An 11515-nucleotide genomic window follows, 5' to 3' on the forward strand; every position below is an offset into this window, starting at 1 on the left:
CTACACCGCCAGATCGTTGACCGAGAGAATCCCCATCAGGATGGACACGATGATGGCGGCAATCAGCACCCCCAGCACCAAAATCAGCACGGGCTCGACCAGGGTCAGCAGGCGTTTGATGCCGGTCTCCACCTCGCGGTTCAAAATAGCCGCCAGCTCCAGCATCATGGGGCCCACGCGGCCCGTTTCTTCGCCCACGCGGACCAGATTGATGGCCAGGGGCTCAAAAATGCCTGTGGACTGAAGGGCCTGCACGACCCGCCCCCCTTCCTTGACGATGGGGGCGACCCGCACCAACGATTGTTGCAACACGACATTGCCCACCGTATCGGTAGCGATGTGCAGAGCCGTGAGCATGGGAACACCATTGCCGAGCAGGGTTCCCAACGAGCGCGAGAAAAGTGTGAGCTGGTATTTCAGCGCGATACCACCCACCAGTGGCAAACGCAACAGGCGCGACTGCCACCAGCTGCGCCCACCAGGGGAGCGCAGCCAGCGGCCAACCAGCCCGCCCAGCCCCACCACCGCAATGCCGATGACCAAACCGTACTGAGTGAAGGCCTTACCAAGCCCCATCACGATGCGCGTAGGCATGGGCAAGGCATCGCCCATCTCGGCAAACAGTTTTTCAAACTGGGGCACCACAAAGCCCAGCATGACCACTAACGAAATGATGGCCACCGTGACCAGAATGGCGGGGTAGATGGTGGCGGAGACAACACTCTCGCGCAGCGCGCGCTGGCGCTCCAGATGCTCCACCAACCGGTCCAACACGCCAGACATCTGGCCACTGGCCTCGCCAGAGCGGACCATGTTGATATAGAAGTCACCAAACAGGTCGCGATGGGCTTGTAAGGCACGGCTGAGTGGAGTACCACCCTTGACGGCCTCCAAAACACCCTGCAGCAAGGCCCCCACTGCGGGCTTGTAGCTCATCTCGATCAGCACGCGCAAAGCGTTGTCCAGCGCTAGCCCGGCGCGCAGCATGATGGCCAGCTCAGAAGTGAAGGCCAACACGTCCTTGGCCTTGACGGGGCTTTTGTCGACTCGCACCTTGGCAGGTCGAAAGCCTCCCTCGCCAGCCACGGGGGCAGCCGACTGTACGGCCTGTGCCATACCCGTGCGCGCAGCCTGCTCCGCATCCTGAACGGCCAAAGGGGTCAGGCCTTGGCTGCGCAACTGGCGGATAGCCGCGACTTCGTTGGCAGCACTCAGCCGCCCAGTGGCTACATTGCCGTCTGCGGCAGCGGCTCGCCAGAAAAAATCAGGCATCGGACTGGTCCTGCGTCACTCGGGCCAATTCGTCCAAGGTGGTCACGCCTGCAGCCACTTTGCGCAGGCCATCTTCGTGCAGGCTCAACATGCCCGACTGCAGGGCAATGCCATGCAGCACGCTGGCGTCGCGCCCGTCCAGCACGGCACGGCGCATGGGTTCGTCCAGCACCAGCAGTTCGTGGATACCGGTGCGCCCCTTGTAGCCAGAGCCGCGGCACTCTTCACACCCGACAGGGCGGTAGACCTGCGTGCCGGGTTTGCAAAAGCGCTCCAGACCCGAGCCCTGCATCAGAGCAGGCTCCATGGTGTAGGGCTCCTTGCAGTGTTCGCACAGCGTGCGCACCAGGCGCTGGGCCAACACGCCGTTGACTGCGGAGGTGATCAGATAGCGTTCCACTCCCATGTCCTGCATGCGGATGATCGCCCCCGCTGCGGTGTTGGTGTGCAGTGTGGAAAGCACCAAGTGGCCGGTGAGCGCGGACTGCACCGCAATTTGAGCGGTCTCGCCGTCGCGCATTTCCCCGATCATGATGATGTCAGGGTCTTGGCGCAGGATAGAGCGCAAGGCATTGGCAAACGTCAGATTGATCTGCGCGTGCACCTGGATCTGGTTGATGCCTTCGAGCTGGTATTCCACCGGGTCTTCGACGGTGATAATTTTCTGCGTGGCCGAATCAAGCTTGGCCAGCGCGGCATAGAGCGTAGTGGTCTTGCCAGAGCCCGTGGGCCCCGTGACGAGCAGGATGCCGTGCGGCTTGGCCAACAGTGCGTTGAAGCGCACCAGCAGATCGGATTCAAACCCCATCTTTTCCAGATCCAAGCGCACGCTGGCACGGTCAAGAACCCGCATCACCACGCTTTCACCGTGCACCGTAGGTACGGTAGAAACACGCAGGTCCAACTCGCGGCCCTTCACACGCATCTTGATGCGCCCGTCCTGCGGAAGTCGGCGCTCTGCAATGTCCAGGTGCGCCAGCAGCTTCACCCGCGAGTTGACGGCGGCACTCAGTCGAGGGGGAACCACATCGGCGTTGTGGATGACACCATCCACGCGATACCGCACATGCAAGCCGTCATCGAAGGGTTCCAGATGGATGTCCGAGGCCCGCATATCGATCACACGGCTGACGATGGCGTTCACTAGGCGGATCACCGGCGCTTCGCTGGCCAGATCCTTGAGGTGCTCGACAAAGTCGCCCGCATCATTGCCGGTGTCGAAATCGTCGGACTCTTCCTGCACCTCCTCGCTCACCGGCTCGGACAGGGCTTTTTCAATGTCGGCTTCCAGCGCCAGGTGAGGGCGGATGGCGAGCCCGGTGGACAGGCGCAGCGCCTTGAGCACAAACGCATCTTGCGGACGTGCCATGGCCACGGCCAGCTCACCATCCGTCACCGAGAGCGGATACACCGCATTGGTATGCAGGAACTCCGACAGCAGCCCAGGCACCTCGGGTGGCTCTGCCGGAAACGCATCCACAGCAAGGAACGGGATATTGAGCTGACGGGCCAGCGCATGCGCTACATCCAGCTCAGACACCACCCCCAACTGGACCAGCACCTGCCCCAGCAGATTGCCCAGCTCCTGCTGCGCAGAAAGGGCGCGCTCCAAGTCGCGGGCCGACAGCTTGCCGGCTTTAACCAGCATTTCGCCCAGTCGCTCACGCTCAGGCGCGGGCTGTGACAAAGGATTTGCAAAGGTGGGTTCTGTGAGGGTCATGCGGATCAAGGATCACGTGCCGTGGTTTTTTAGCACCTGCGCTTCCCGGGAGCGGGAAATTCAGGCAGGCACCAACAGCGTGGAAGGGCCAGAGTGTAGCTGCGCCGCATCGTCAGGGCTGCATGCGCTGGCTGTGCCAGGTCTTGCAATCTCTAAGCGACAAGGCGTACCGGGCGCAAGCACACGCATAAACGCTATTATTTTTATAGCTTCTAACGCTTTTAAATAAAGCGCCAGAAGCCAATTTGGGCATAATTTCAAAACTTTACCTTTGCCCGCACGTGCCCATGAACACCTCTCCCTCTCTTCTGCGCTCTGGCTGGTGGCTCAGTGCGCTGGCAGCCAGCTTGGCGGGAGCACTGGGCGCGGAGGGATGGAGGCTGCACTCCCATCTCACCCAACCTGACGGCCCACTGCCCCGCCAGCAGCCCACGGTGCTGGCGCCCATGATTGGGGTGATCGAACCCTGCATCCTGCCCGCCAGCAACGCACCGCAACCGGACTCACTGCAAACACAGTGCAGCAACGCACAGGGCTCGGCAGCTGCGCTGGTAGAGGCCACCCTGCAGGAACTCGCATCCACCCGCACAACCGCTGGAGTAAGCCACTCGGCTGTGCGGGAGGGCTGGGAGCTGGGCTACACCTTGCCCGTACCGCTGCTGCAACTCTTCAAAGAACAAGCAGGGGGCTGGCAGATTGACCAACCGCTGGTGGACAAACTGGCGCGCACTGTGCGCGACAGTGAGCGCCCCGTGGTGGTGTACCTGTTTGCAACCCACTTCGCGTCCCACGCCCCGTTGGAACAGGCTCTGGCTGCCGATCCACGCAACCTGGCGCAAACCCGCGACGGCCCCATGCCTGCTGGCAAGTACTACGGCGAGCCGGTGTACTACTGGAACATTGCCGACCCCGAAGCCCCCGTCAATCTGCGGCGCAGAGAGGCTGCTGCTGCCATGGTGGGCGCCTTGTGCGCGCTGGAGCCCCGCCACCGCAGCAAGATCCGCGCGGTCACGCTGCTGGGCGAGGTACACCACTACTTTCCGGACTTCGAGCAGGGCATGGGCTTTGGCGGGCCCTACCGCGTCACCGACTACAGCCCGGCATCGCAAGCAGGCTTTCAGGACTTTCTGCGCACCCAATTCGGCACGATCGAGGCGCTCAACAGGGCCGTGGGTGGCAGCTTTGCCTCATGGGAGGCGATCACCCCCCCGTCCAAGGACATCCGCACAGAGCCCCTTGCCCACTTCAATGAACACATCGACTCCTATGCCCAAGGGGTGCTGCCCGTATCAGGCTGGGCGTTTCGGGCAGGCCGCGCACCAGGCAGCCACGCCCAAGTGCTGGTCTATCGCAATGGCGAATTGGCGGGACGTGCTCCCATCAGCCTGAGCCGCCAGGATGTGCTGCAGGCCAAACCAGAGTTTGGCGAAGCCAACACAGGCTGGCGGGTGGACCTGGACTTTCGCCACTGGCCCGCTGGGCTACACCGGCTGGACTTTTATCTGCAAGAAGATATGCGTCCCCTGGCCCCACTGGGAACCCGTCAGGTGGCGATCATGGACCGACAACAAGCCACCCCGTTGGAGCAGCCCTTGGCAGGCCAGCTGCCGCAAACCGCAACCCAAGCGGCACCAGCCGTTGCGGCCTGGCAGGCGCATATCGACAGCCCTGCCCAGCTCAGCTCCTACTACTACAACCCTTTGGTGCCCCTTTGGCACACCTTCAGGGCCAAGCAAGTGGCGCGGTACATCGAAGCGTTTGGCAAAGCAGTGGTGCAGCCATCCTGCCTACACAATGTGCCCACCTACACGCACCAGATCGTGCCGTTCTCCAACCCCGGTTGGGATGCACAGAAATTTGCTGTCGAGGAATCACTGGCGGGTCTGCACAACATCCGTCTCGGTGTAAGCCTGTACGGAGAAGCCAGCTACGGGGACTCATTCGGCGCGTGGTACGCCCAGCGCCAACGCTTGCGAGCCCCCCGCTCAGGCCCAGAGGCCTATGGCGTGACAGAGTTCCACCCGCTCAAGGGCATGGATGCCACCGAGTGGAACAAGACACTGCAAGCCCACCAGCGGCGCGGCGCTGCATTCCTGTCGTTCTTCATGGAGCCCCGCTGGGAAGGCCAGCGGGTGGAGCGCGGTCACAACATCTTCTCCATCGACCCGGAGAACCAGCAGTTTCGGTCAGACGCCCTGTACCGGGCTGCACAGCAAACGCTGGAGCACTCCGCGCCCGGTAACCCAGGCAGTCGCTAAACCGGCCAAGCCGATACAGCCGACCAAGCCGATCGGCAACTCAGTCAAACACCTCCGCCAGGCTCAAAGCCAGCCCCTGCGCATCCTTGGCCGATAGCAGCGGCTGCGCACCCTGTAGGCGCCAGTCAATGGCCAGCGCGGGATCGTTCCACGCAATGCAGCGCTCAAACTGCGGCGCGTAGTAGTCCGTGGTCTTGTACAGAAACTCCGCCATCTCGCTGAGCACCACAAACCCGTGCGCAAAGCCCGGTGGCACCCACAGTTGGCGGTGGTTGTCTTCGCTCAGCTCCTCTGCCACCCATTGGCCAAAGGTGGGCGAGCTTTTGCGAATGTCCACCGCCACATCCAACACGGCCCCGCGCACCACGCGCACCAGCTTGCCTTGGGGTTGCTGGATCTGGTAGTGCAAGCCGCGCAGCACCCCCTTGGCGCTGCGGCTGTGGTTGTCTTGCACAAATTCGTGCTGGGTTCCCGTGGCTTCGTTGAAGGCTTTTTGGTTGAAGCTTTCAAAGAAAAAACCACGGGCGTCTCCGAACACTTTGGGTTCGATCAACACAACGTCGGGAATGGCGAGGCGGGTGGCTTTCATGGGCAATGGCGTTGGATGCAAATAACGGTAGGCAGCGGCAGCGGCAATTTAGTAAATCTTCTCTTTGAGCACCCGCATCAGGTACTGCCCATACCCGCTCTTGGTGAGCGGCTGGGCCAGGCGTTCTAGCTGGGCGTCGTCGATCCAGCGTTGGCGCCAGGCGATTTCTTCCAGGCAGGCGATCTTGAGGCCCTGGCGGTGTTCCAGGGTGGCGATGAATTGGCCGGCTTCGAGCAGGCTTTCGTGGGTGCCGGTGTCCAGCCAGGCGTAGCCTCGGCCCATGATTTCGACGTTGAGCTGGCCTTGCTCCAGGTACAGGCGGTTCAGGTCGGTGATTTCGTATTCGCCCCGGGCGGAGGGCTTGAGGCCCTTGGCCAGGTCGACGACCTGGTTGTCGTAGAAGTACAGGCCCGTGACGGCGTAGTTGGACTTGGGGGCCTTGGGTTTTTCTTCCAAGGACAGGACCCGGCCTTGGGCGTCGAATTCGGCAACGCCGTAGCGCTCGGGGTCGTGCACGTGGTAGGCGAAGACGCTGGCGCCCTCGGTGCGGGCGCTGGCGCTGCCCAGCAGTTCATGGAAGTCGTGGCCGTGGAAGATGTTGTCGCCCAGCACCAGGGCCGAGGGGGCGTTGCCGACGAATTGCTCGCCAATCACAAAGGCTTGCGCCAGGCCGTCGGGGCTGGCTTGCACGGCGTATTGCAGGTTCAGGCCCCATTGGCTGCCGTCGCCCAGCAGTTGCTCAAAGCGTGGCGTGTCTTGCGGGGTGCTGATGACCAGGATGTCGCGGATGCCCGCCAGCATCAGGGTGCTCAGCGGGTAGTAGATCATGGGCTTGTCGTACACCGGCAGCAGTTGCTTGCTGATGGCCAGCGTGGCCGGGTGCAGGCGCGTGCCAGAGCCGCCGGCCAGGATGATGCCTTTGCGCTGGAGGGTGGATGGGGTCATGTGGGGCGGGTACGTAAAGGGGCTTGGAAGTACGTGCAGGCGCACGGGGCGCCGCAGTCGAGTGCTTACAGGATTTCGGTCAGCATGCGCTCAACCCCTGCTTGCCAGTGCGGCAAGGTCAGGCCGAAGGTGGTTTGCAGCTTGGAGGTGTCCAAGCGCGAGTTGTGGGGGCGCACGGCGGGGGTGGGGAAGGCGCTGGTAGGCACGGGTGCAATTTCATTCGCTACTATTTTGATAGCTGATTGCGCTTTATTGGCGTGCTCAATCACAAATTTTGCATAGCCATTCCAGGTCACTTCGCCGCCTGCCACCAAGTGGTACAGGCCCGCGTCTTGCGGGCGCTGCTGTAGGTGGCGGATGGCGTGGGCCGTCACATCGGCCAGCAGCTCGGCACCCGTGGGGGCGCCCCACTGGTCGTCGATGACGGTGAGGCGTTCCCGCTCTTGCGCCAGGCGCAGCATGGTCTTGGCAAAGTTGCCGCCGCGCGCGGCATACACCCAGCTGGTGCGCAGGATGAGGTGCTTGGCGCCCGATTGCTGGATGAGCTGCTCGCCTTCGAGCTTGGTGCGGCCGTACACGCTCAGGGGCGCGGGGGTGTCGCTCTCAACCCAGGGACGGGTGCCGCTGCCATCAAACACGTAGTCGGTGCTGTAGTGCACCAGCCAGGCGCCCAGGGCGGCAGCCTCGCGGGCCAGCACGCCGGGGGTGGTGGCGTTGAGCAGGCGGGCCAGTTCGGGTTCGCTCTCGGCCTTGTCTACGGCGGTGTGGGCTGCAGCATTGACGATGACATCAGGCCGGAGGGCACGCACGGTGGCGGCGATGCCTTCGGGGTTGGCGAAGTCGCCGCAGTGGTCGGTGCTGTCATGGTCCAGGGCCGTGACTTGGCCCAGCACGGCCAGGCTGCGCTGCAGCTCCCAGCCGACCTGCCCGCCCTTGCCAAAAAGCAGGATGTTCATGCCACCGCCCCTGCCGCCTCGGACGCTGGGCTGGCTTGGTATTGCTTTTGCACCCACTCGCGGTAGGCACCCGATTGCACCTGCGCCACCCACTCGGGGTTGTCCAGGTACCACTGCACGGTCTTGCGGATACCGGTGTCAAACGTCTCGGCAGGCTTCCAGCCCAGCTCACGCTCGATCTTGCGGGCGTCGATGGCGTAGCGGCGGTCGTGGCCGGGGCGGTCGGTGACGTAGGTGATCTGGGTGCGGTAGCTCTGGCCGTCAGCGCGGGGGCGCAGCTCGTCGAGCAGGGCGCACACGGTGTTGACGATGTCGATGTTGGGCTTTTCGTTCCAGCCGCCCACGTTGTAGGTCTCGCCCAGGCGGCCGGCTTCGAGCACGCGGCGGATGGCGCTGCAGTGGTCACGCACGTACAGCCAGTCGCGCACCTGCATGCCGTCGCCGTACACGGGCAGGTTTTTGCCTGCCAGGGCGTTGACGATCATGAGGGGGATGAGCTTTTCGGGGAAGTGCAGCGGGCCGTAGTTGTTGCTGCAGTTGGTGGTGAGCACCGGCAGGCCGTAGGTGTGGTGCCAGGCGCGCACTAGGTGGTCGCTGGCGGCCTTGCTGGCCGAGTACGGGCTGTTGGGCTCGTAGGTGTTGTCTTCGGTGAAGGCCGGGTCGGTGGCCGAGAGGGTGCCGTAGACCTCGTCGGTAGAGACGTGCAGGAAGCGGAACGCTTCTTTTTTGATAGCTGGCAGCGCTTGCCAGTATTGCCTTGCAGCCTCCAAAAGCCTGAAGGTGCCGACGACGTTGGTCTGGATGAAGTCTTCGGGGCCGTGGATGGAGCGGTCCACATGCGATTCGGCTGCAAAGTTGACGATGGCACGGGGCTGGTGCTCGGCCAGCAGGCGCGCGAGCAAGGCGGTGTCGCCAATGTCGCCCTGCACAAAGACGTGGCGGGGGTTGCCCTGCACGCTAGCGAGGTTGTGCAGGTTGCCTGCGTAGGTGAGTTTGTCGAGGTTGACCACGGGCTCGTCGCCGTTGGCAATCCAGTCGAGCACAAAGTTGGCGCCAATGAAGCCGGCGCCGCCAGTTACCAAAATCATAGGAAGGGCAGTGTTGATACGCCTGCAGGCGAAGCTGGGGATTATCCCACCCACCGGCACAGGCATGTAACGGGATTTACCGCCAGCCCGGATGGGTCTAGACAGCCTCACCTAGCCCATAGACCAGCGCGCACCGTACAGTGCTTGTTATGTGTATTCACTATCCCTGACAGGAGGCTCTCAATGGCAAGCAAGAAATCTTTTCCCTTCGGCACAGACGGCAACCCCTTGGGCGGCGTGCCGTTGAGCGATGCGGTCAAGGAATCGGCGCAGCAGATTTGGCTGGCGGGGCTGGGCGCGTTCTCCAAGGCCCAGGCAGAAGGCGGCAAGGTGTTTGAAGCGCTGGTGAAGGAAGGCACCACCCTGCAGCGCAAGACCCAGACCGTGGCCGAGGAAAAAATCACCGAGGCCACGCAACGCATGGCCAGCGCAGCCAACGAGATGGGCTCGCGCGCCGCAGGCCAGTGGGACAAGCTGGAGACCATTTTTGAAGACCGCGTGGCCAAGGCCCTGGGGCGGCTGGGCATCCCCACCGCACGGGACCTGCAAGCCCTGCACGACCGCATTGACGCCCTGACTGCCGAACTGGCCCAGGCCCGCAAAACCAGCGCACCACGCACCGCCAAAGCACCTGCCAAAACCGCAGGCAGAACGGCAGGCAAGGCCACCAGCACCACTGCCGGAAAAACCGCAGGCAAGGCAGCCCACCCCACCCCCACCAAAAAGGCCGCGCCCCGCGCACGCAAGCCAGCGGCCAAGTAACCGCCTGCACGGCGTAACCTGGCCAGCGGCCAGCACGGGTCGCCCCAGGCCGCTGGTGGCAGGGCATGGTGCCCCCAGCCTGCGGTGCTGCCGTACCGCGGCATGGGAAATCCCTAGGAAATTCACGGGGGTATGCCGCACTGCAGCATTTTTGGCTGGGTTAGAGTAAGCGCCAGGGAGCTTCTAAGCGAGTCGCGGCGCCGTGTATCTCGGTGGCCTTTGGCAACGCGATGTGACAGCAGCGCCCCGGAGACACCTACAACACCGCAAAAGGGGGCGACACCCATGGCCAAGAAAGCGCCGCGCCGCACGGCACAACGCATTCTGGAAGTGACGCTGGACCTGTTCAACCGGTTCGGCGAGCCCAATGTCTCCACCACCCTGATCTCTGCCGAGCTGCGCATCAGCCCCGGCAACCTTTACTACCACTACCCCGCCAAAGACGCGCTGATCAACACGCTGTTCGATCAGTACGAAGCCGCGCTGAACGAGCTGCTGCAGGCCAGCGACAGCGTGCACAACGTGGAAGACGCATGGTTCTTTCTGCACACCCTGTTTGAGCTGATCTGGCAGTACCGGTTTTTGTACCGCGACCTGAACGACCTGCTGTCCAAAAACCGCAGACTCGAAACCCACCTGCAAGCCGTACTGCAGCGCAAGGAGCACGCCGTGCAAACCCTGCTGCAAGGCATGTGCGCGGCCCAGGCACTGCACATGGACGCCCCCACCCAGCACACCACCGCCACCAGCATGGTGGTGGTGCTGACCTACTGGCTCAGCTACGAATACGTGCGCGACCCGCGCCATGCGCTGGAGCCCGCCAATGCCCAGCAGGCCCTGCTGCGGGGCGCCCAGCATGTGCTGAGCCTGCTGCTGCCCTACCTGGACGCTGCGCAGCGCAGCCACCTGCAAGCGCTGACGGGGGCCTATGCCCCGCCCCAGGCCGAAGGCACAGCCCCCTGACCGCCCAAGGCCGCCAGCACGCTACTCCACCCATCACCAGCCACCCAGCCCACAACAACACCAAGGAGACACACCATGGCCCACTGGACCCCCTTCCCCCACACCAGCGACTACGCCTGGGACGCCATCCGTGTGCAACAACAATGGGCCCGGCTGCACCTGGGCGATGCCGAACCTTGCCCGCAAGACCCCGCTGCGCTGCAGGCCTGGGTGCTGTTCCATAACGGCGAGTTCGAGCAGGCCGTGGCCGCCGGGCTGGCGGCGGGCGGCGCAGGCATCACGGCGGCCAACAAAGCCACGGCGGTGTACGCCACCTACCTGGAGCCGCGCGAAAAGACCCGGCTCGACCTGTTCATGCAGATGGCAGAACGTGCCCAGACTCAGGCTGCTGCAGACCCACAGCAAGCCAACGCCTGGTACTGGAACGCCTATGCCCTGGGCCGGTATTGCCAGGGCATCAGCGTGGCCAAGGCTCTGGCACAAGGGCTGGGGCAGCAAATCAAGGAGTCACTGGAAAAAGCCATCGCCTTGTCGCCCCGGCATGTCGAGGCGCGCATCGCCTTGGGCACCTTTCACGCCGAGGTGATCGACAAGGTGGGCGCCTTGATTGGCGGCATGACCTACGGCGCCAAGAAAGAGGCGGGGTTGCAGCTGTTTGAAGAAGCGCTGGCACTGCACCCCGGCTCGGCCATTGGCCTGGTGGACTACGCCAACGCCCTGGTCATGCTCGAAGGCGAGGCCCGCATGGACGAAGCAACGGCGCTGTACGAGCGGGCCGCCGCCTGCGAGCCGCTGGATGCGATGGAAGAACTGCACGTGGCCATGGCCCGCACCGAGCTGCACGAAGAGGGTTGATGGGCTGATGCGGCTGGTAAAAATACTGTGCGACTGAGCCCGTTCACCCTGGGCCCGTTGAAGGGCTGGCGCGGCCTGTGCCCCGGCTTCGACAAGCTCAGCCCGAA

The 11515-nt window shown here is 63.5% G+C and carries 10 protein-coding genes; 4 read left to right on the forward strand and 6 right to left on the reverse strand.

Going from position 1 to position 11515, the window contains the following annotated elements:
- Both EAG14_RS18715 and gspE read right to left on the reverse strand, forming a co-directional pair.
- A complete protein-coding gene (locus EAG14_RS18715; protein WP_099742999.1) occupies window positions 1-1272 on the reverse strand; it encodes a type II secretion system F family protein in 1272 nt (423 codons plus the stop codon).
- Window positions 1265-2992, reverse strand: a complete 1728-nt coding sequence (gene gspE / locus EAG14_RS18720) for a type II secretion system ATPase GspE (protein ID WP_121729774.1) — start codon at window positions 2990-2992, stop codon at window positions 1265-1267. The genes EAG14_RS18715 and gspE overlap by 8 nt, the downstream gene beginning before the upstream one ends.
- A gap of 287 nt (window positions 2993-3279) precedes the next feature.
- Between gspE and EAG14_RS18725 the strand changes: the two genes are divergently transcribed.
- Window positions 3280-5250 carry a beta-galactosidase gene (locus tag EAG14_RS18725; RefSeq protein ID WP_240456846.1) on the forward strand — a complete coding sequence of 657 codons (1971 nt, stop codon included), beginning with the start codon at window positions 3280-3282 and terminating at the stop codon, window positions 5248-5250.
- Window positions 5251-5290: 40 nt separating this feature from the next.
- On the opposite strand, the gene rfbC is transcribed toward EAG14_RS18725, so the two are convergent.
- From rfbC to rfbB, 4 genes are all read right to left on the reverse strand, one after another.
- Window positions 5291-5839: a dTDP-4-dehydrorhamnose 3,5-epimerase gene (gene rfbC, locus EAG14_RS18730; RefSeq protein WP_121729775.1), complete on the reverse strand. Its 549-nt coding sequence runs from the start codon at window positions 5837-5839 to the stop codon at window positions 5291-5293.
- 48 nt (window positions 5840-5887) lie between these two features.
- Entirely contained in the window at window positions 5888-6784 is an 897-nt protein-coding gene (rfbA, locus tag EAG14_RS18735) for a glucose-1-phosphate thymidylyltransferase RfbA (protein ID WP_121729776.1), read from the reverse strand.
- A gap of 65 nt (window positions 6785-6849) precedes the next feature.
- Window positions 6850-7740, reverse strand: coding sequence for a dTDP-4-dehydrorhamnose reductase (gene rfbD, locus EAG14_RS18740; protein WP_121729777.1), 891 nt, complete (start codon window positions 7738-7740; stop codon window positions 6850-6852).
- Complete coding sequence (rfbB, locus tag EAG14_RS18745) at window positions 7737-8828, reverse strand: dTDP-glucose 4,6-dehydratase (protein WP_121729778.1); 1092 nt, start codon at window positions 8826-8828, stop codon at window positions 7737-7739. The genes rfbD and rfbB overlap by 4 nt, the downstream gene beginning before the upstream one ends.
- A 183-nt stretch (window positions 8829-9011) precedes the next feature.
- On the opposite strand from rfbB, the gene EAG14_RS18750 reads away from it, so the two are divergent.
- The 3 genes from EAG14_RS18750 to EAG14_RS18760 all read left to right on the forward strand — a co-directional run bounded on the left by EAG14_RS18750 (window position 9012) and on the right by EAG14_RS18760 (window position 11408).
- Window positions 9012-9590 carry a phasin family protein gene (locus EAG14_RS18750; RefSeq protein ID WP_121729779.1) on the forward strand — a complete coding sequence of 193 codons (579 nt, stop codon included), beginning with the start codon at window positions 9012-9014 and terminating at the stop codon, window positions 9588-9590.
- Window positions 9591-9875: 285 nt separating this feature from the next.
- Window positions 9876-10553 (forward strand): TetR/AcrR family transcriptional regulator, encoded by a 678-nt coding sequence (locus EAG14_RS18755; protein WP_099657811.1) that lies wholly within the window; start codon window positions 9876-9878, stop codon window positions 10551-10553.
- A gap of 75 nt (window positions 10554-10628) precedes the next feature.
- Window positions 10629-11408, forward strand: a complete 780-nt coding sequence (locus EAG14_RS18760) for a hypothetical protein (RefSeq protein ID WP_121729780.1) — start codon at window positions 10629-10631, stop codon at window positions 11406-11408.
- The last annotated feature ends 107 nt before the right edge of the window (window positions 11409-11515 follow it).

Source organism: Acidovorax sp. 1608163 (assembly GCF_003669015.1).
In the GTDB taxonomy this organism is placed as follows: Bacteria; Pseudomonadota; Gammaproteobacteria; order Burkholderiales; family Burkholderiaceae_C; genus Acidovorax.

Bases quoted from the DNA above. Each gene is read 5' to 3' on its own strand.
- EAG14_RS18715 (WP_099742999.1), bottom strand. From the start codon at position 1,272: ATGCCTGATTTTTTCTGGCGAGCCGCTGCCGCAGACGGCAATGTAGCC.
- gspE (WP_121729774.1), bottom strand. From the start codon at position 2,992: ATGACCCTCACAGAACCCACCTTTGCAAATCCTTTGTCACAGCCCGCG.
- EAG14_RS18725 (WP_240456846.1), top strand. From the start codon at position 3,280: ATGAACACCTCTCCCTCTCTTCTGCGCTCTGGCTGGTGGCTCAGTGCG.
- rfbC (WP_121729775.1), bottom strand. From the start codon at position 5,839: ATGAAAGCCACCCGCCTCGCCATTCCCGACGTTGTGTTGATCGAACCC.
- rfbA (WP_121729776.1), bottom strand. From the start codon at position 6,784: ATGACCCCATCCACCCTCCAGCGCAAAGGCATCATCCTGGCCGGCGGC.
- rfbD (WP_121729777.1), bottom strand. From the start codon at position 7,740: ATGAACATCCTGCTTTTTGGCAAGGGCGGGCAGGTCGGCTGGGAGCTG.
- rfbB (WP_121729778.1), bottom strand. From the start codon at position 8,828: ATGATTTTGGTAACTGGCGGCGCCGGCTTCATTGGCGCCAACTTTGTG.
- EAG14_RS18750 (WP_121729779.1), top strand. From the start codon at position 9,012: ATGGCAAGCAAGAAATCTTTTCCCTTCGGCACAGACGGCAACCCCTTG.
- EAG14_RS18755 (WP_099657811.1), top strand. From the start codon at position 9,876: ATGGCCAAGAAAGCGCCGCGCCGCACGGCACAACGCATTCTGGAAGTG.
- EAG14_RS18760 (WP_121729780.1), top strand. From the start codon at position 10,629: ATGGCCCACTGGACCCCCTTCCCCCACACCAGCGACTACGCCTGGGAC.